Origin of the sequence: Blastococcus xanthinilyticus, from assembly GCF_008124835.1 — a bacterium.
Lineage (GTDB): Bacteria > Actinomycetota > Actinomycetes > Mycobacteriales > Geodermatophilaceae > Blastococcus > Blastococcus xanthinilyticus.
In genome coordinates this window covers 171,082-187,817 of sequence record NZ_VNHW01000002.1, presented here as the reverse complement: position 1 = coordinate 187,817, position 16,736 = coordinate 171,082, and the positions used below count along the sequence as shown (strand labels likewise).

The 16,736-nt window shown below is 69.2% G+C and carries 26 protein-coding genes; all 26 read right to left on the bottom strand.

Annotated elements, in window-relative coordinates:
* Positions 1–3: 3 nt before the first annotated feature.
* On the bottom strand, positions 4–807 hold the full coding sequence (gene map, locus BD833_RS03780; protein ID WP_166531796.1) for a type I methionyl aminopeptidase: 804 nt from the start codon (positions 805–807) through the stop codon (positions 4–6).
* A 94-nt stretch (positions 808–901) separates the two neighbouring features.
* The gene (locus BD833_RS03775) at positions 902–1,519 is read right to left on the bottom strand and encodes an adenylate kinase (protein ID WP_166531795.1); all 618 of its coding nucleotides are present in this window, start codon (positions 1,517–1,519) and stop codon (positions 902–904) included.
* Positions 1,519–2,829, bottom strand: a complete 1,311-nt coding sequence (gene secY / locus BD833_RS03770) for a preprotein translocase subunit SecY (protein ID WP_166531794.1) — start codon at positions 2,827–2,829, stop codon at positions 1,519–1,521. The genes BD833_RS03775 and secY overlap by 1 nt, the downstream gene beginning before the upstream one ends.
* Positions 2,830–2,953: 124 nt before the next feature.
* On the bottom strand, positions 2,954–3,397 hold the full coding sequence (rplO, locus tag BD833_RS03765) for a 50S ribosomal protein L15 (RefSeq protein WP_166531793.1): 444 nt from the start codon (positions 3,395–3,397) through the stop codon (positions 2,954–2,956).
* Positions 3,398–3,410: 13 nt separating this feature from the next.
* Positions 3,411–3,590, bottom strand: a complete 180-nt coding sequence (gene rpmD / locus BD833_RS03760; protein ID WP_166531792.1) for a 50S ribosomal protein L30 — start codon at positions 3,588–3,590, stop codon at positions 3,411–3,413.
* A 1-nt stretch (position 3,591) separates the two neighbouring features.
* Positions 3,592–4,206 carry a 30S ribosomal protein S5 gene (rpsE, locus tag BD833_RS03755; RefSeq protein WP_026857030.1) on the bottom strand — a complete coding sequence of 205 codons (615 nt, stop codon included), beginning with the start codon at positions 4,204–4,206 and terminating at the stop codon, positions 3,592–3,594.
* A gap of 49 nt (positions 4,207–4,255) precedes the next feature.
* Positions 4,256–4,672: a 50S ribosomal protein L18 gene (gene rplR / locus BD833_RS03750; protein WP_166531791.1), complete on the bottom strand. Its 417-nt coding sequence runs from the start codon at positions 4,670–4,672 to the stop codon at positions 4,256–4,258.
* Positions 4,672–5,211, bottom strand: a complete 540-nt coding sequence (gene rplF / locus BD833_RS03745) for a 50S ribosomal protein L6 (RefSeq protein WP_166531790.1) — start codon at positions 5,209–5,211, stop codon at positions 4,672–4,674. Before rplF ends, rplR begins: the two co-directional genes overlap by 1 nt.
* 14 nt (positions 5,212–5,225) lie before the next feature.
* Positions 5,226–5,630, bottom strand: coding sequence for a 30S ribosomal protein S8 (rpsH, locus tag BD833_RS03740; RefSeq protein ID WP_481748693.1), 405 nt, complete (start codon positions 5,628–5,630; stop codon positions 5,226–5,228).
* 157 nt (positions 5,631–5,787) lie between these two features.
* Positions 5,788–5,973: a type Z 30S ribosomal protein S14 gene (locus tag BD833_RS03735; protein ID WP_014377980.1), complete on the bottom strand. Its 186-nt coding sequence runs from the start codon at positions 5,971–5,973 to the stop codon at positions 5,788–5,790.
* A gap of 19 nt (positions 5,974–5,992) precedes the next feature.
* The gene (rplE, locus tag BD833_RS03730; protein ID WP_166531788.1) at positions 5,993–6,577 is read right to left on the bottom strand and encodes a 50S ribosomal protein L5; all 585 of its coding nucleotides are present in this window, start codon (positions 6,575–6,577) and stop codon (positions 5,993–5,995) included.
* Positions 6,578–6,582: 5 nt separating this feature from the next.
* Positions 6,583–6,930, bottom strand: a complete 348-nt coding sequence (gene rplX, locus BD833_RS03725; protein ID WP_481748692.1) for a 50S ribosomal protein L24 — start codon at positions 6,928–6,930, stop codon at positions 6,583–6,585.
* Positions 6,931–6,932: 2 nt separating this feature from the next.
* Complete coding sequence (gene rplN, locus BD833_RS03720) at positions 6,933–7,301, bottom strand: 50S ribosomal protein L14 (RefSeq protein WP_091929103.1); 369 nt, start codon at positions 7,299–7,301, stop codon at positions 6,933–6,935.
* A 211-nt stretch (positions 7,302–7,512) separates the two neighbouring features.
* Complete coding sequence (gene rpsQ / locus BD833_RS03715) at positions 7,513–7,803, bottom strand: 30S ribosomal protein S17 (RefSeq protein WP_166531787.1); 291 nt, start codon at positions 7,801–7,803, stop codon at positions 7,513–7,515.
* Positions 7,800–8,033: a 50S ribosomal protein L29 gene (rpmC, locus tag BD833_RS03710; RefSeq protein ID WP_166531786.1), complete on the bottom strand. Its 234-nt coding sequence runs from the start codon at positions 8,031–8,033 to the stop codon at positions 7,800–7,802. Before rpmC ends, rpsQ begins: the two co-directional genes overlap by 4 nt.
* On the bottom strand, positions 8,033–8,449 hold the full coding sequence (gene rplP / locus BD833_RS03705) for a 50S ribosomal protein L16 (RefSeq protein WP_014377986.1): 417 nt from the start codon (positions 8,447–8,449) through the stop codon (positions 8,033–8,035). The genes rpmC and rplP overlap by 1 nt, the downstream gene beginning before the upstream one ends.
* Positions 8,450–8,452: 3 nt before the next feature.
* Entirely contained in the window at positions 8,453–9,370 is a 918-nt protein-coding gene (gene rpsC / locus BD833_RS03700; protein WP_166531785.1) for a 30S ribosomal protein S3, read from the bottom strand.
* Complete coding sequence (gene rplV / locus BD833_RS03695; RefSeq protein WP_014377988.1) at positions 9,370–9,834, bottom strand: 50S ribosomal protein L22; 465 nt, start codon at positions 9,832–9,834, stop codon at positions 9,370–9,372. Before rplV ends, rpsC begins: the two co-directional genes overlap by 1 nt.
* A gap of 20 nt (positions 9,835–9,854) precedes the next feature.
* Positions 9,855–10,136 carry a 30S ribosomal protein S19 gene (gene rpsS / locus BD833_RS03690; RefSeq protein ID WP_029340037.1) on the bottom strand — a complete coding sequence of 94 codons (282 nt, stop codon included), beginning with the start codon at positions 10,134–10,136 and terminating at the stop codon, positions 9,855–9,857.
* 23 nt (positions 10,137–10,159) lie between these two features.
* Entirely contained in the window at positions 10,160–10,993 is an 834-nt protein-coding gene (rplB, locus tag BD833_RS03685) for a 50S ribosomal protein L2 (RefSeq protein ID WP_166531784.1), read from the bottom strand.
* A 70-nt stretch (positions 10,994–11,063) separates the two neighbouring features.
* Positions 11,064–11,366, bottom strand: a complete 303-nt coding sequence (gene rplW, locus BD833_RS03680; RefSeq protein WP_166531783.1) for a 50S ribosomal protein L23 — start codon at positions 11,364–11,366, stop codon at positions 11,064–11,066.
* Positions 11,363–12,154: a 50S ribosomal protein L4 gene (rplD, locus tag BD833_RS03675; RefSeq protein WP_166531782.1), complete on the bottom strand. Its 792-nt coding sequence runs from the start codon at positions 12,152–12,154 to the stop codon at positions 11,363–11,365. The genes rplW and rplD overlap by 4 nt, the downstream gene beginning before the upstream one ends.
* The gene (gene rplC / locus BD833_RS03670) at positions 12,151–12,816 is read right to left on the bottom strand and encodes a 50S ribosomal protein L3 (protein WP_166531781.1); all 666 of its coding nucleotides are present in this window, start codon (positions 12,814–12,816) and stop codon (positions 12,151–12,153) included. The genes rplD and rplC overlap by 4 nt, the downstream gene beginning before the upstream one ends.
* A 15-nt stretch (positions 12,817–12,831) precedes the next feature.
* Positions 12,832–13,137, bottom strand: coding sequence for a 30S ribosomal protein S10 (gene rpsJ / locus BD833_RS03665; RefSeq protein ID WP_014377994.1), 306 nt, complete (start codon positions 13,135–13,137; stop codon positions 12,832–12,834).
* Positions 13,138–13,270: 133 nt separating this feature from the next.
* Entirely contained in the window at positions 13,271–14,464 is a 1,194-nt protein-coding gene (gene tuf, locus BD833_RS03660; RefSeq protein ID WP_166531780.1) for an elongation factor Tu, read from the bottom strand.
* Positions 14,465–14,563: 99 nt separating this feature from the next.
* Positions 14,564–16,663, bottom strand: coding sequence for an elongation factor G (gene fusA, locus BD833_RS03655; protein ID WP_166531779.1), 2,100 nt, complete (start codon positions 16,661–16,663; stop codon positions 14,564–14,566).
* Between the last annotated feature and the right edge of the window lie 73 nt (positions 16,664–16,736).

The following is a 16,736-nucleotide window of genomic DNA, read 5'->3' as shown; positions in this document are numbered from 1 at the left end:
CGCTCAGGTGCGGGGGGTGATCCCGAACGGGGCGAGGCCGGCCACGCCGCCGTCCTCGGCGGTGAGCACCCACGGCCCCTCGGGCGTGATGGCCACCGTGTGCTCGAAGTGGGCGGCCCGCGAGCCGTCCTTGGTGACCACGGTCCAGCCGTCCTCGAGCTCGACCGTGGCGGGGTCGCCCACCGTCACCATGGGCTCGATCGCGAGCGCCAGGCCGGGGACGAGCTTGGGCCCGCGGCCGGCGCGGCCGTAGTTCAGGACGTGCGGGTCCTGGTGCATCTCGGTGCCGATGCCGTGACCGCCGTAGTGGTCGACGATCCCGTAGTCGTGGGACTCGGCCCGGACGGTGTCCTCGACCGCGCTGCTGATGTCGGTGAGCCGCCCGCCGGCCAGGGCCTTGGCGAGGCCGGCCCACATCGACCGCTCGGTCACGGCCAGGAGAGCGGCGTCCTCCGCGGACGCCTCCCCCACCGTGACGGTCACCGCGGAGTCGCCGTGCCAGCCCTGCAGGATCGCCCCGCAGTCGATCGAGATGTTGTCGCCCAGCGCGAGCGCGCGGTCGGCGTGCGGGATGCCGTGCACGATCTCGTCGTTGATCGACGCGCAGATGCTGCCGGTGAAGCCGTGGTACCCCAGGAACGACGGCACGGCGCCCGCGCTGCGGATGTGGTCCTCGGCGATCGCGTCCAGCTCTCCGGTGGTCACGCCCGGGCGAATGGCGGCGCGCACTGCCGCGATGGCGCCGGCCACCACCAGCCCGGCACCGCGCATCAGCTCGATCTCGTGCGGCGTCTTGATCTGGATCATGCGTCCACTCCACTTCGCGAGCAGCGGGAGCCGGCTGAGGATCCCTGCCGTCATCTGTGCCGCCACTCCCCCGCACGGGACATCGCGCGGTACCTCAGGCCGGGGCGGGAACCCCTGCGGTCCCCAGGCCGTCGTCCCCGCGGAGCGCGCGCAGCGCCCGCTCGGTGACCTCCTCGACCGCACCGATCGCGTCGATGCGCGAGAGCAGCCCCTCGTCCTCGTAGAAGCCGGACAGCGGCGCGGTCTGTTCCCGGTAGACCTGGAGCCGGTGCCGCACGGTCCCCGGCTTGTCGTCGTCGCGCTGGACCTCCTGGCCGTCGACGATCATCCGCCGCCCGGAGAGCCGGCGGACCAGCTCCTCCTCGTCGACGACGAGCTCCAGGACCCGGTCGAGCTTCTGACCGAGATCGGCCAGGGAGTCCCGCAGCTGCTCGGCCTGCGGGATGCTCCGCGGGAAGCCGTCGAGCAGGAACCCGGCCTTCGCGTCCGGCTCGGCCAGCCGGTCCCGCACCATCGCGACGGTGATCTCGTCCGGGACGAGGTTGCCGGCGTCCAGGTACGTCTTGACCTGCTTGCCGAGCTCGGTCTCCCCGCTCACGTTCGCCCGGAAGATGTCCCCGGTCGAGATGGCGGGGATGCCGAGCTCCCCGGCGATGATCTGCGCCTGGGTGCCCTTGCCCGCTCCGGGGGGGCCCAGGAGGACGACGCGCACTACTTCAGGAACCCTTCGTAGTTGCGCTGGTTCAGTTGCGTCTCGATCTGCTTCACCGTCTCCAACCCCACTCCGACCATGATGAGGACGGCCACGCCGCCGAACGGGAAGTTCTGGTTCTGCCCCGGCTGCGTGACAGCGAGGAAGAAGTTCGGGAGGACGGCGACCAGGCCGAGGTAGATGGACCCCGGCAGGGTGATCCGGGACAGCACGTACTGCAGGTACTCGGCCGTCGGCCGGCCCGGGCGGATGCCGGGGATGAAGCCGCCGTAGCGCTTCATGTCGTCGGCGCGCTCCTCCGGGTTGAACGTGATCGACACGTAGAAGTACGTGAAGAAGACGATCAGGCCGAAGAAGACGGCGATGTGCACCGGGCTGCTCTGGTCGATGATGTAGCTCTCGAAGAACTGGCGCACCCCGCTCGTCTCGTCGCCCTGGAGCTGGATGACCAGCTGCGGCAGGTAGAGCAGCGACGAGGCGAAGATGACCGGGATGACGCCGGCCTGGTTCACCTTGAGCGGGAGGTAGGTCGACGTCCCGCCGTACATCCGGCGGCCGACCATGCGCTTGGCGTACTGCACCGGGATGCGGCGCTGCGCCTGCTCGACGTAGACCACCGTCCCGATGATCACGACGGCGAAGATGCAGACGACGGTGAACACGATGCCGCCGCGGGTCTGGAGGATCGAGCCACCCTCCGCGGGGATGCGGGCCGCGATCGAGGTGAAGATCAGCACGGACATGCCGTTGCCGATCCCCTTCTCGGTCAGCAGCTCGCCGAGCCACATGATCAGCGCGGTGCCCGCGGTCAGCGCGATCACGAGGACCACCGTCGTCCAGACCGAGTCCGACGGGATGATCTGGGCGGAGCAGTTCGGGAAGAGCTGGCCGCTGCGCGCCAGGGCGATGATGCCGGTGCTCTGCAGGACGGCGAGCGCGATGGTGAGGTACCGGGTGTACTGGGTCAGCTTCGCCTGACCCGACTGCCCTTCCTTCTTCAGCTGCTCGAACCGTGGGATCACCACCACCAGCAGCTGCACGATGATGCTCGCCGTGATGTACGGCATGATGCCGAGCGCGAAGACGCTCAGCCGGAGCAGCGCGCCGCCGGAGAACAGGTTGACCAGGGAGTAGATGTCCCGCTGGTCCGAGGCCTGCGCCTGCTCCAGGCAGCTGTTGATCGCCTCGACCGAGACACCGGGCCCGGGCACCGCGGCGCCCAGCCGGTACACGGCGATGATCGCCAGGGAGAACAGCAGCTTGCGCCGGAGATCTGGCGTCCGGAACGCCGCGGCGAACGCCTGCAGCACGTGCCCTCCCCTATTCGGTCGAGTGAGGTTAGCAATCGCAGAAGGACCCCCTCGCCCCCCGTCGCTCGCACGCGCGCGACGGGCCCCTGCGAGAGGGCCGTGGGGCTCGGGGGTCCTACTGCTGTCAGAGAACGGTGGTGCTGCCGCCGGCAGCGGCGACCTTCTCTGCCGCGGAGGCGGAGAAGGCGTGTGCCTGGACGTCGACCTTCACACCGCCGAGCTCGCCGGTGCCGAGCACCTTGACCGGCTGCCCGCGCCGCACGGCGCCGGCCTCGGCCAGGGTGTCCGGGTTGACCGGCCCGCCCTGCGGGAACAGGGACGCGATCCGGTCGAGGTTGACGACCTGGAAGACGACCTTGTTGTTGTTCTTGAAGCCCGAGAGCTTGGGCAGCCGCATGTTCAGCGGCGTCTGCCCGCCCTCGAACCGGGCCGAGACGGTGCCACGGGCGCCGGTGCCCTTGGTGCCTCGACCGGCCGTCTTGCCCTTGGAGCCCTCACCGCGACCCACGCGGGTCTTGCGGGTGTGGGCGCCGGGGGCCGGACGCAGGTGGTGGACCTTGAGTGTCATAGCGAGTCTTTCCTCAGACTTCTTCGACGTGCACGAGGTGCGGCACCGTCGCGACCATCCCGCGGATCTCGGGACGGTCCTCCTGAACGACCGAGTCGTTGATCTTTTTCAGGCCCAGCGAGCGCAGCGTCTGGCGCTGGTTGGGCTTGGTGCCGATCGCGGACTTGACCTGGGTGACCTTCAGCTGCGCCATCTCAGACCCCCTGACCCGCACGCGCACGCAGCATGGCGGCCGGGGCGACGTCCTCGAGCGGCAGACCGCGGCGGGCCGCGATCTCCTCTGGGCGGACGAGGTCCTTCAGCGCCTGCATCGTGGCGTGCACGATATTGATCGGGTTCGACGAGCCGAGGCTCTTCGAGAGCACGTCGTGGATGCCGGCGCACTCCAGCACGGCGCGCACCGGACCACCGGCGATGACACCGGTACCGGGGCTGGCCGGCTTCAGCAGCACGACGCCGGCGGCCGCCTCACCCTGCACGGGGTGCGGGATGGTGCTGGCGATGCGCGGAACCTTGTAGAAGTGCTTCTTGGCCTCCTCGACGCCCTTGGCGATCGCCGCGGGCACCTCCTTGGCCTTGCCGTACCCGACGCCCACGGTGCCGTCGCCGTCGCCCACGATCACCAGGGCGGTGAAGCTGAAGCGCCGACCACCCTTGACGACCTTGGACACGCGGTTGATGGCCACCACGCGCTCGATGTAGTTGCTCTTCTCGGCGGGAGCGCCTCCGGGGCCCCGCCCGCCGTCACGACGGTCGCGGCGGTCGTTGCCGCCGCCGGCGCCGCCGCCGCGTCGCTGTGGTCCTGGCATCAGAGGTCCCTCTCGATCTGCTCGCTCGTGCTGGTGGGGTGGGTGGTCATCAGAAGTCCAGCCCACCCTCGCGGGCACCGTCGGCCAGGGCGGCGATCCGCCCGGCGTAGCGGTTGCCCCCGCGGTCGAAGACGACCGCCGAGATGCCGGCGGCCTTCGCGCGCTCGGCCACCAGTCCGCCGACCTGACGGGCGAGGGCGGACTTGTCGCCCTCGGCGCCACGAAGACCCATGGTGGACGCGCTGACCAGCGTGCGGCCGACGGTGTCGTCGACGAGCTGCACGTGGATGTGGCGCGAGCTGCGCTTGACCACCAGGCGCGGACGCTCCGGCGTGCCGGAGACCCGCTTGCGCAGCCGGTTGTGACGACGGAGCCGCGAGACGCGGCGCGCCGTGCTGATGTCGGTACCGACCGGCTTGTGTCCGCCGGCGGTCTTCCCGTTCGTGGGAGTTGCTGCCTGAGCCATCACTTACCCGTCTTCCCGACCTTGCGCTTGACGACCTCGCCCTGGTACCGCACGCCCTTGCCCTTGTACGGGTCGGGCTTGCGGATCTTGCGGATCTTGGCCGCCACCTCGCCGACCAGCTGCTTGTCGATGCCGCTGACCCGCAGACGGGTCGGGGACTCGACGGCGAAGGCGATCCCCTCGGGGGCCTTCACCGGGACGGGGTGGCTGAAGCCCAGGGCGAACTCGAGGTCCGAGCCCCGCGCCTGGACGCGGTAACCGACACCCACGATCTCGAGGGTCTTGGTGTAACCCTCCGTGACGCCGGTGATCATGTTGGCGATCAGAGTCCGCGAGAGCCCGTGCAGGGCGCGGTTCTGACGCTCGTCGTTGGGGCGCTGCACCCGCAGCGTGCCGTCCTCGTCGCGCGCGACGGTGATCGGGGCCGCGACGGTGTGGGTGAGGGCGCCCTTGGGGCCCTTCACGCTGACCGTCTGGCCGTCGATGGCGACGTCCACGCCACTGGGCACGGCGATCGGGAGTCGTCCGATCCGTGACATCTTCGCTCGCTCCCTTACCAGACGTAGGCGAGGACTTCCCCACCCACGCCCTTCTTGTTCGCCTGCTTGTCGGTGAGCAGCCCGGTCGACGTGGAGATGATCGCCACGCCGAGCCCGCCGAGGACCTTGGGGAGGGCGGTGGACTTCGCGTACACCCGCAGACCGGGCTTCGAGACCCGGCGGACGCCGGCGATGCTCCGCTCACGGTTGGGGCCGTACTTCAGGTCGACGACCAGCTGCTTGAACGGCTTGCCGTCCTTGTCGGTGTCATCGACGCGCCAGCCGGCGATGTAGCCCTCCTGCTGGAGGATCTCGGCGATGTGCGTCTTGAGCTTCGACGACGGCATGACCGCGGAGTCGTGGTACGCCTGGTTGGCGTTCCGCAGACGGGTGAGCATGTCTGCGATCGGGTCGGTCATGGTCATGGGGAGTGGTGCCTCTCTCGCCGCGGTTCCTCATGCGCTGGGTCTCGGAGACTTGGCGCTGGGCCTCTCGGCGATCGGTGGTGCTACTGAAAGGGATGGAACGGCCCGGCCGCAGGGCCCCAGGGCGTGCCCTGGAGAGCGGCCGGGTCCTTCACCAGCTGGACTTGCGGACGCCGGGGAGCTCCCCGGCGTGCGCCATCTCCCGCAGGCAGATCCGGCACAGGCCGAACTTGCGGAAGACCGCGTGCGGGCGACCGCACCGCTGGCAGCGGGTGTACCCGCGAACCGCGAACTTGGGCTTGCGGGCCGCCTTGTTGATCAGCGCCTTCTTGGCCATAGCTTCTCTCCTGCCCGACTCAGCGGACGGTCGTGACGACGGGCTGACCGGCGAAGGGGAAACCGAGCTGGCGGAGCAGCTCGCGACCCTCCTCGTCGGTGGTGGCGGTGGTGACCAGCGTGATGTCCATGCCGCGCTGCCGGTCGATCTTGTCGACGTCGATCTCGCGGAACATCGACTGCTCGTTCAGCCCGAACGTGTAGTTGCCGTGCCCGTCGAACTGCTTGGCGTTCAGGCCGCGGAAGTCGCGGATACGGGGCAGCGCCAGCGACAGCAGCCGGTCGAGGAACTCCCACATGCGGTCGCCGCGGAGGGTGACCTTCGCGCCGATCGGCATGCCCTCGCGCAGCTTGAACTGCGCGATGGACTTGCGGGCCCGGACGACGGCCGGCTTCTGGCCGGTGATGGCGGTCAGGTCGCGGACCGCGCCGTCCATCAGCTTCGCGTCGCGGGTGGCCTCGCCGACGCCCATGTTGACCACGATCTTGGTCAGCCGGGGGATCTGCATGACGTTCTCGTAGCCGAACTCGCTCTGCAGCGCCGGCACGATGGTGTCGCGGTAGTTGGCGAGCATGCGGGGCAGCTCACGGGTGGGTGCGCTCATGGGGCTCAGAGGTCCTTACCGGTGCGCCGCGAGACCCGGATGCTGCGGCCTTCCTCGTCCTTGCGGTAGCCGACCCGGGTCGGCTTGTCCTCGGAGTCGATCACCATCACGTTGCTCACGTGGATGGGCGCCTCCTGCGTGACGATCCCGCCCTGCTGGGCGCCGCGCTGCGTCGAGCTGATCCGGGTGTGCTTCTTCACCCGGCCGACGCCCTCCACCAGCACCTTCTGGAGCTTGGGGTAGGCGGCGATGACACGGCCCTTCGCGCCCTTGTCCTTGCCGGACAGCACGAGGACGGTGTCGCCCTTCTTCACCTTCATCGACGGGGTCTTCCCGCTGGCTGCCTGAGCCATGATCACAGCACCTCCGGGGCGAGCGAGATGATCCGCATGAAGCGCTTGTCGCGGAGCTCCCGGCCGACCGGCCCGAAGATGCGCGTCCCGCGCGGGTCGCCGCTGTCGCGGATGATCACCGCGGCGTTCTCGTCGAAGCGGATGTAGGAACCGTCGGGACGACGGCGCTCCTTCACCGTGCGGACGACGACGGCCTTGACCACGTCGCCCTTCTTGACGCCGGCACCCGGGAGGGCGTCCTTCACGGTGCCGACGATGACGTCGCCGATGCCCGCGTAGCGTCGCCCGGAACCGCCGAGCACCCGGATGCAGAGGATCTCCTTCGCACCGGTGTTGTCGGCGACTCGCAGCCGCGACTCCTGCTGGATCACGTCCTACTCCCCATTACTTGTGGTGACAGCCGGGCCGGAACGGTGAACCGGCTGTCCGGAACCCCGCGTGCGGGCGCACCGGCGGCTGAGCCGCCGGTGCGCACCGTTGCACGAGGACCGGGATGTGGCGCCGCCCGAGGGCGCGCCAGTGGTCCAGGGTACTCCTACCCGCGCCGGCCCCGGAGGGCCGGTCACGGGCGGAGCCCCGTGGTTACTTCGCCTTCTCGATGACCTCGACCAGCCGCCACCGCTTGGTGGCCGACGTCGGCCGGGTCTCCATGATCTGCACGCGGTCACCGATGCCGGCGACGCCCTGCTCGTCGTGCGCCTTCAGCTTGCTCGTACGGCGGATGACCTTGCCGTACAGGCCGTGCTTCACGCGGTCCTCGACCTCGACGACGATGGTCTTCTCCATCTTGTCGCTGACGACCAGTCCTTCGCGGACCTTGCGGTAGCCACGGCCGGCCAGGCCGGGGCCGCTGCTCTCCTGGGTCTCGCTCATGCCACACCCTCGCTCGGGGCGACCGAGAGACCCAGCTCGCGCTCGCGCATGATCGTGTAGATCCGGGCGATGTCGCGGCGGACGGTCTGCAGTCGCCGGTTGTTGTCCAGCTGGCCGGTGGCCACCTGGAACCGCAGGTTGAACAGTTCTTCCTTCGACTCGCGCAGCCGCGCGGCCAGCTCATCGACGGAGAGCTCCCGCAGCTCGGGAGCGGTCAGACCGGCGGCCATCACACTTCTCCTTCACGCGTGATGAAGCGGCACTTCATCGGCAGCTTGTGGATCGCGCGGCGCATCGCCTCACGGGCGACGGGCTCGGCGACACCGGACAGCTCGAACAGCACGCGGCCGGGCTTGACGTTGGCCACCCACCACTCGGGCGAACCCTTACCGGAACCCATGCGGGTCTCGGCGGGCTTCTTGGTCAGCGGACGGTCCGGGTAGATCGAGATCCACACCTTGCCGCCACGCCGGATGTGCCGGGTCATCGCGATACGCGCGGACTCGATCTGCCGGTTGGTGACGTACGCCGGCTCGAGCGCCTGGATGGCGTACTCGCCGAAGTTGATCTCGGTGCCACCCTTGGCCCGGCCGGACCGGCTCGGGTGGTGCTGCTTGCGGTGCTTGACGCGCCGTGGGATCAGCACGTGTCAGCCCTCCGTCGTGGGGTTCTCGGCGGCCGTGTTCTCGGCCGCGGCGGTGGCCTCGGGGCCCGCGGACTCGGCGATCGTCTGCTCGGGCGCGACCTCGCCGGAGGTCTGCGCGACGACGGCCTCGGTCGGGTCGGTCGCGGGACCGGTCGAGGACTGGGCGGCGCGGCCGGCCTCGGTGCCACCGGCGGTGGTGCCCGAGGAGCCGGAGCGGCGCTGCGGGCGCTGGGCCCGCTCGCGACGCTGCTGGCGGTCGGCGAGCGCCTCGAGGGCGGCACGCTCGGCCCGCGAGCCGCTGACGTCGCCCTTGTAGATCCAGACCTTCACGCCGATGCGGCCGAAGGTCGTCCGGGCCTCGTAGATGCCGTAGTCGATGTTCGCGCGAAGCGTGTGCAGCGGCACCCGGCCCTCGCGGTAGAACTCCGACCGGCTCATCTCCGTGCCGCCGAGGCGACCCGAGCACTGCACCCGGATGCCCTTGACCTGCGGGCTGCGCTGGGCCGACTGCATGGCCTTGCGCATGGCACGGCGGAAGCTGACCCGGCTGGAGAGCTGCTCGGCGACGCCCTGGGCGACCAGCTGCGCGTCGGACTCGGGGTTCTTGACCTCGAGGATGTTCAGCTGCACCTGCTTGCCGGTGAGCTTCTCGAGCTCGCCGCGGATGCGGTCGGCCTCGGCGCCGCGGCGGCCGATGACGATGCCCGGACGGGCGGTGTGGATGTCGACGCGGACCCGGTCACGGGTGCGCTCGATCTCCACCTTGGAGATGCCGGCCCGCTCCATGCCCTTGGACATGAGCTTGCGGATCGCGACGTCTTCCTTGACGTAGTCCTTGTACAGCTTGTCCGCGTACCACCGGGACTTGTAGTCGGTGGTGATCCCGAGTCGGAACCCGTGCGGGTTGACCTTCTGACCCACTAGCGGGTCCCTCCCCTCGTGTTGTTCGTCTGCTGCGTCGCCGGGCCGGACTGACCGGTGTCCCGACGCGCCTTGCGCGACTTCTGCGCGAGCTCGGCGCTGGTGGCGACCTCGCTCACCTCGACGGTGATGTGGCTGGTCCGCTTGTTGATGCGGAACGCTCGGCCCTGCGCGCGCGGACGGATCCGCTTGAGCGTGGGGCCCTCGTCGACGTAGGCGGCGCTGACCACGAGCGCAGCCGGGTCCAGCTGCAGGTTGTGCTCGGCGTTGGCCACCGCACTGGCGACGACCTTCGCGACCGGCTCGCTGGCCGACTGCGGAGCGAACCGCAGCAGCGCCAGGGCCTCGTCGGTCGGCAGGTAGCGGATGAGATCCACCACCCGGCGGGCCTTCATGGGGGTCACGCGGACGAACCGGGCCGTAGCCCGGGCGACCGGCGCCTCCTGTCCCAACTGGGAAGTCATCTGAATCTCTCTCTACCTGGTCAGCCCCGCCGCGAGCGGCGGTCGTCCTTGATGTGCCCGCGGAAGGTGCGCGTGGGCGCGAACTCCCCGAGCTTGTGCCCGACCATCGCCTCGGTGACGAACACCGGGACGTGCTTGCGGCCGTCGTGCACCGCGAGGGTGTGACCCAGCATGTCCGGGATGATCGTCGAGCGGCGTGACCAGGTGCGGATCACGTTCTTGGTGCCCTTTTCGTTCTGGGCGTCCACCTTCTTGAGCAGGTGGTCGTCGACGAACGGGCCCTTCTTCAGGCTGCGTGGCATGTCTGTCGGACTCCTCTACCCGCTCAGCGCTTCTTGTTGGTGCGCCGGCGGCGCACGATCAGGGCGTCACTGGCCTTCCGCTTGCGCGTCCGGCCCTCCGGCTTGCCCTTCGGGTTCACCGGGTGGCGCCCACCGGAGGTCTTGCCCTCACCACCACCGTGCGGGTGGTCGACCGGGTTCATGGCCACACCGCGGACGGTCGGGCGCTTGCCCTTCCACCGCATCCGACCGGCCTTGCCCCAGTTGATGTTCGACTGCTCGGCATTGCCCACCTCGCCGACGGTCGCGCGACAGCGCACGTCGACGTTGCGGATCTCGCCCGACGGCATGCGCAGCTGGGCGAACCGGCCCTCACGAGCGACGAGCTGGACGCTCGTGCCCGCGGACCGGGCGATCTTGGCGCCGCCACCGGGGCGGAGCTCAATGGCGTGAACCACCGTGCCGACCGGGATGTTCCGGAGCGGCAGGTTGTTGCCCGGCTTGATGTCGGCGGCGGGGCCGCACTCGATCGTGTCGCCCTGCTTCAGGCGGGCCGGCGCGATGATGTACCGCTTCTCGCCGTCCGCGAAGTGCAGGAGGGCGATCCGCGACGTGCGGTTCGGGTCGTACTCGATGTGCGCGACCTTGGCCGGCACACCGTCCTTGTCGGCGCGACGGAAGTCGATCACCCGGTACGCGCGCTTGTGCCCGCCGCCCTGGTGACGAGCGGTGACCTTCCCGTGCACGTTGCGCCCGCCACGACCGTGCAGCGGCCGGACCAGCGACTTCTCGGGGTGGTCGCGGGTGACCTCGGCGAAGTCGGCGACGCTGGAGCCGCGGCGGCCCGGCGTCGTCGGCTTGTACTTGCGGATAGCCATTGCTGACTCAGTCCCTGTCTTCTATCTCTGGTCCGTGAGGTCCGGGTGGTGGGGTGGGCTCGCGCCCGCCTCAGGTGCCCGGGCCCCCGAAGATCTCGATGCGGTCGCCGGCAGCCAGGGAGACGATGGCGCGCTTGGTGTCCTTGCGCTTGCCCATCTGCGTGCCCCGGCTGCGCTTGCGCTTGCCCTGGCGGTTGATCGTGTTCACGCCGAGGACCTTCACGTTGAAGATCTGCTCGACCGCGATCTTGATCTGCGTCTTGTTGGCCTCGGGCAGCACGATGAAGGTGTACTGGTTGCTGTCGAGCAGCCCGTAGCTCTTCTCGGAGATGACCGGGGCGAGCAGGACGTCCCGGGGGTCGCGGACGCTCATGCCTTCTCCTCGGTGGTCTCTTCGACGGTGCCCTCGCCGACGGCGGGGGCGATGGACGGGATGCCACCGGGGATCTCCGAGGTGGCGAGGTCCGGCAGCTCGGCGCCCGAGCGCTTGCCCTTGGCCGGGCCGGCGACGAACTCGGCGAGCGCCGTCTCGGTGAAGACGACCTCGTCGGACACCAGCACGTCGTAGGTGTTCAGCTGGCCGGCCTCGATGAGGTGGACCTCGGGCACGTTGCGCAGGCTGACCCAGTTCAGGACGTCGTCCCGGTCCAGGACGACCAGCACCCGCTTGGCCTGGGTCACCGCGTTGAGGGTGGCCAGCGCCGACTTGGTCTTCGGGGCGTCGCCGTCCACGAACGCCGAGACGACGTGCACGCGACCCTCGCGGGCCCGGTCGGAGAGGGCACCGCGCAGGGCGGCGGCCTTCATCTTCTTCGGGGTCCGCTGGCTGTAGTCGCGCGGCTGCGGACCGTGCACCGTGCCACCGCCGGTGAACTGCGGCGCGCGGATCGAGCCCTGACGGGCGCGGCCGGTGCCCTTCTGCCGGTACGGCTTGACGCCACCACCGCTGACCTGCGCCCGCGTCTTCGTCGCGTGCGTGCCCTGGCGGGCCGCGGCGAGCTGCGCCACGACCACCTGGTGCATGAGCGAGACGTTGGCGTTGGCGTCGAAGAGCTCGCCGGGCAGCGTGACGCTGCCGGTGGTCTCCCCGGCCGGGGTGCGGACCTCGACCTCGCGGTCGGTGCGCGCTCCGACGGTGCCTTCACTCGTTGATGCGGTCACTTGTCGTCACTCCCCACGGGGCCACCCTTGACGGCCGAACGGACGAGCACGAGGCCGCCCTTCGGGCCGGGGATGGCGCCCTTGATCAGCAGCAGGCCGCGCTCCGCGTCCACCTTGTGGACGTTGAGCGACAGGGTCGTGGTCTTCACCGCGCCCATGCGGCCGGCCATGCGCAGGCCCTTGAAGACGCGGCCGGGGGTGGACGCGCCACCGATGGAGCCGGGCGCACGGTGCTTGCGGTGGGTGCCGTGGCCGGCGCCCAGACCCTTGAACCCGTGCCGCTTCATGACACCGGCGGTGCCCTTGCCCTTGCTGGTGCCGATGACGTCGACCTTGGCCACGCCGTCGAAGACCTCGGTGGTCAGCTCCTGGCCGACCGTGTAGTTGCCGGCGTCCGAGGTGCGCAGTTCCACCAGGTGGCGCCGCGGCGTCACGCCCGCCTTGGTGAAGTGCCCGCCCTCGGGACGGTTCACCTTGCGCGGGTCGATCTCACCGAACCCGAGCTGGACGGCGGAGTAGCCGTCGACCTCGGGGGTGCGCACCTGGGTCACCACACACGGACCCGCCTTGACGACGGTCACCGGCACGAGGCGGTTGTTCTCGTCGAAAACCTGGGTCATCCCCAGCTTCTCGCCGAGGAGCCCGCGAAATGTGCTCGCCATGTCTGCTGACTGCCCTTACTGAATGTTGACGTCGACCGAAGCCGGCAGGTCGATGCGCATGAGCGCGTCGACCGTCTTCGGCGTCGGGTCGAGGATGTCGATGAGCCGCTTGTGGGTCCGCATCTCGAAGTGCTCGAAGGAGTCCTTGTACTTGTGCGGAGACCGGATCACGGCATAGACGTTCTTCTCCGTCGGCAGCGGCACCGGGCCGACGACGCGCGCTCCGGTCTTCGTCACCGTCTCGACGATGCGCCGCGCCGAGGCGTCGATCGCTTCGTGGTCGTAGGCCTTCAGCCGGATGCGGATCTTCTGTCCCGCCATCGCCTGTTCTCGCTCCTGCCGATCGGTTGTGAAAGATCAAGTGGGTCTGCTGACCCCGGGTGGGCGTCCGGGCTCGTGCCCGGACACCCGGCGACGGGCGGCGGCCGGTCCCCGGCCGCCGCCCGTCAGGGTGTTACTTGAGGATCTTCGTGACGCGCCCGGCGCCGACGGTGCGGCCACCCTCGCGGATGGCGAAGCGCAGGCCCTCCTCCATGGCGATGGGCTGGATGAGCTCCACCGTCATCTCGGTGTTGTCGCCCGGCATGACCATCTCGGTGCCGGCCGGCAGGGTCACCACGCCGGTCACGTCCGTCGTCCGGAAGTAGAACTGGGGACGGTAGTTGTTGAAGAACGGCGTGTGACGGCCACCCTCGTCCTTCGAGAGGATGTAGACCGAGCCCTCGAAGTTGGTGTGCGGGGTGATCGAGCCGGGCTTCACGACGACCTGGCCGCGCTCCACGTCCTCGCGCTTGATGCCGCGGAGGAGCAGGCCCACGTTGTCGCCGGCCTGGCCCTGGTCGAGCAGCTTGCGGAACATCTCGACGCCGGTGACGGTCGTCTTCGTCGAACCCTCGCGGATACCGACGATCTCGATCTCCTCGGAGACCTTGACGATGCCACGCTCGACGCGGCCGGTCACGACCGTGCCACGACCGGTGATGGTGAAGACGTCCTCGACGGGCATGAGGAACGGCTTGTCGATCTCGCGCTCCGGCTCCGGGATCGCGGTGTCGACGGCGTTCATCAGCTCCATGAGCTTGTCGCCCCACTCGGCGTCGCCCTCGAGGGCCTTGAGCGCCGAGACGCGGACCACGGGGACGTCGTCGCCCGGGAACTCGTACTCGCTGAGCAGCTCGCGGACCTCCAGCTCGACGAGCTCGAGGATCTCCTCGTCGTCGACCATGTCGGCCTTGTTGAGCGCCACGACGATGTAGGGGACGCCGACCTGGCGGGCCAGGAGGACGTGCTCCTTCGTCTGCGGCATGGGACCGTCGGTGGCGGCGACCACGAGGATCGCGCCGTCCATCTGCGCGGCACCGGTGATCATGTTCTTGATGTAGTCGGCGTGCCCGGGGCAGTCGACGTGCGCGTAGTGCCGGTTCTCCGTCTGGTACTCGACGTGCGCGATCGAGATCGTGATGCCGCGAGCCTTCTCCTCGGGCGCCTTGTCGATCTGGTCGAACGCGGACGCCTCGTTGAGGTTCGGGTACTTGTCGTGCAGGACCTTGGTGATCGCCGCGGTCAGCGTCGTCTTGCCGTGGTCGATGTGCCCGATGGTGCCGATGTTGACGTGCGGCTTGGTCCGCTCGAACTTGGCCTTGGCCACTGGGTTCCTCTCCTCGTGGTTACGCAGGTGGTGCGTGCTCTGGGGTGGGGGCTCTGCTCTGAGAACGCGGGCGATCGGCCCGCATTCCGCTTGCTCGACCTACTCGCCGGTCACCTTGGCGATGATCTCCTTGGCGACGTTGGCCGGGACCTCGGCGTACGAGTCGAACACCATCGAGTAGCTCGCCCGTCCCTGGGTGCGGCTGCGCAGGTCGCCCACGTAGCCGAACATCTCCGACAGCGGCACCAGGGCCCGGACGACGCGGGCGCCGGAGCGCTCCTCCATCGCCTGGATGATCCCGCGGCGGGAGTTCAGGTCGCCGATGACGTCGCCCATGTTGTCCTCGGGCGTCGTGACCTCGACCGCCATCAGCGGCTCGAGCAGGGCCGGGCTGGCCTTGCGCGCCGCCTCCTTGAAGGCGATCGAACCGGCGATCTTGAAGGCCATCTCCGAGGAGTCGACCTCGTGGTACTGACCGTCGAGCAGGCTGGCCTTGACACCCACCATGGGGTAGCCGGCCAGGACGCCGTACTGCATGGCGTCCTGCATGCCCTGGTCCACCGAAGGGATGTACTCCTTCGGGATCCGACCACCGGTGACCTTGTTCTCGAACTCGTAGGTCGCCGAGTCGGCGCTCATCTCGAGCGGCTCGATCGCGATCTGGACCTTCGCGAACTGCCCGGAGCCACCCGTCTGCTTCTTGTGCGTGTAGTCGTAGCGCTCGACGGCCTTGCGGATCGTCTCGCGGTAGGCGACCTGCGGCTTGCCGACGTTGGCCTCGACGTTGAACTCACGCCGCATGCGGTCGACCAGGATCTCCAGGTGCAGCTCGCCCATGCCGGAGATGACCGTCTGGCCGGTCTCCTCGTCGAGCTTCACCTGGAAGGTCGGGTCCTCCTCGGCGAGCTTCTGGATCGCGGTGCCGAGCTTCTCCTGGTCGCTCTTGGTCTTCGGCTCGATGGCGACCGAGATGACCGGCGCCGGGAAGCTCATCGACTCCAGGATGACCGGCTTCTGCGGGTCGCAGAGCGTGTCACCCGTCGTCGTCTGCTTCATGCCGTTGACCGCGACGATCTGGCCGGCGCCCACACCCGCGCGCTCTTCGCGCTTGTTGGCGTGCATCTGGTAGATCTTGCCGACCCGCTCCTTGCGGTCCTTGGTGCTGTTCAGCACCGGGGACCCGGCGTCGAGCCGGCCGGAGTAGACCCGGATGTAGGTCAGCTTGCCGAGGTGCTGGTCGGTCTGGATCTTGAACGCCAGCGCGGAGAACGGCTCGTCCTCGTCGGCGTGCCGGAGGACCTCGGTCTCGCCGTCCAGCGCGGTGCCGACGATCGCCTCGATGTCCAGCGGGCTGGGGAGGTAGTCGACGACCGCGTCGAGCAACGGCTGCACGCCCTTGTTCTTGAACGCGGTGCCGGTCAGGACCGGGTTCACCTGGCCGCCGATGGTGGCCTTGCGGATGGCCGCCTTGAGGCGGTCGACAGCGATCTCCTCGCCGCCGAGGTAGTCCTCCATCAGCGAGTCGTCGAAGTCCGCGATGTTCTCGAGCAGCTTCTCGCGGTACTCGGCGGCCTGGTCGGCGAGCTCGGCCGGGATCTCCTCGATGGCGTAGTCCTCGCCCATCTTGGTCTCGCCGCGCCAGGTGAGGGCGCGCATCTGCACCAGGTCGACGACGCCGATGAAGTCCGCCTCGGCACCGATGGGCAGCTGCAGCACCAGCGGGTTGGCGGCCAGTCGCTCGACCATCATGTCGACGCAGCGGAAGAAGTTCGCACCGGTGCGGTCGAGCTTGTTGACGAAGCACATCCGCGGGACGCCGTACTTCTCGGCCTGCCGCCACACCTGCTCGGTCTGCGGCTCCACGCCGGCGACGCCGTCGTAGACCGCGACCGCGCCGTCGAGCACGCGGAGCGAGCGCTCCACCTCGACCGTGAAGTCGACGTGCCCGGGGGTGTCGATGATGTTGATGTCGTGGTCGTTCCACGAGCACTTCGTCGCGGCGGACGTGATGGTGATGCCGCGCTCCTGCTCCTGCTCCATCCAGTCCATCGTGGCCGCGCCGTCGTGGACCTCACCGATCTTGTACGTGATACCGGTGTAGAAGAGGATGCGCTCGGTCGTGGTCGTCTTGCCGGCGTCGATGTGCGCCATGATCCCGATGTTGCGGGTCTTGCGCAGCTGGGCCTCGTTGCTGGCCATTACTTCTCCTCTTTGTTCTGGTCCGCGAGCGGGGTCCGGGGGTGGCCCGGACTACCCGCCGGCCGCGGGTGCC

Bases quoted from the DNA above. Each gene is read 5' to 3' on its own strand.
- rpmC (WP_166531786.1), bottom strand. From the start codon at position 8,033: ATGGCCGCCGGTCTGACCGCTCCCGAGCTGCGGGAGCTCTCCGTCGAT.
- rplE (WP_166531788.1), bottom strand. From the start codon at position 6,577: ATGAGCGCACCCACCCGTGAGCTGCCCCGCATGCTCGCCAACTACCGC.
- rplB (WP_166531784.1), bottom strand. From the start codon at position 10,993: ATGGCTATCCGCAAGTACAAGCCGACGACGCCGGGCCGCCGCGGCTCC.
- fusA (WP_166531779.1), bottom strand. From the start codon at position 16,663: ATGGCCAGCAACGAGGCCCAGCTGCGCAAGACCCGCAACATCGGGATC.
- rplC (WP_166531781.1), bottom strand. From the start codon at position 12,816: ATGGCGAGCACATTTCGCGGGCTCCTCGGCGAGAAGCTGGGGATGACC.
- rpsH (WP_481748693.1), bottom strand. From the start codon at position 5,630: ATGACCGACCCGATCGCAGACATGCTCACCCGTCTGCGGAACGCCAAC.
- rpsJ (WP_014377994.1), bottom strand. From the start codon at position 13,137: ATGGCGGGACAGAAGATCCGCATCCGGCTGAAGGCCTACGACCACGAA.
- rplO (WP_166531793.1), bottom strand. From the start codon at position 3,397: ATGACACTCAAGGTCCACCACCTGCGTCCGGCCCCCGGCGCCCACACC.
- rplR (WP_166531791.1), bottom strand. From the start codon at position 4,672: ATGGCTCAGGCAGCAACTCCCACGAACGGGAAGACCGCCGGCGGACAC.
- rpsE (WP_026857030.1), bottom strand. From the start codon at position 4,206: ATGCCAGGACCACAGCGACGCGGCGGCGGCGCCGGCGGCGGCAACGAC.
- rpsQ (WP_166531787.1), bottom strand. From the start codon at position 7,803: ATGAGCGAGACCCAGGAGAGCAGCGGCCCCGGCCTGGCCGGCCGTGGC.
- rplF (WP_166531790.1), bottom strand. From the start codon at position 5,211: ATGTCACGGATCGGACGACTCCCGATCGCCGTGCCCAGTGGCGTGGAC.
- rpmD (WP_166531792.1), bottom strand. From the start codon at position 3,590: ATGGCGCAGCTGAAGGTCACCCAGGTCAAGTCCGCGATCGGCACCAAG.
- map (WP_166531796.1), bottom strand. From the start codon at position 807: ATGATCCAGATCAAGACGCCGCACGAGATCGAGCTGATGCGCGGTGCC.
- rplV (WP_014377988.1), bottom strand. From the start codon at position 9,834: ATGACTTCCCAGTTGGGACAGGAGGCGCCGGTCGCCCGGGCTACGGCC.
- rplW (WP_166531783.1), bottom strand. From the start codon at position 11,366: ATGAGCGTCCGCGACCCCCGGGACGTCCTGCTCGCCCCGGTCATCTCC.
- rpsS (WP_029340037.1), bottom strand. From the start codon at position 10,136: ATGCCACGCAGCCTGAAGAAGGGCCCGTTCGTCGACGACCACCTGCTC.
- BD833_RS03735 (WP_014377980.1), bottom strand. From the start codon at position 5,973: ATGGCCAAGAAGGCGCTGATCAACAAGGCGGCCCGCAAGCCCAAGTTC.
- rplX (WP_481748692.1), bottom strand. From the start codon at position 6,930: ATGGCTCAGGCAGCCAGCGGGAAGACCCCGTCGATGAAGGTGAAGAAG.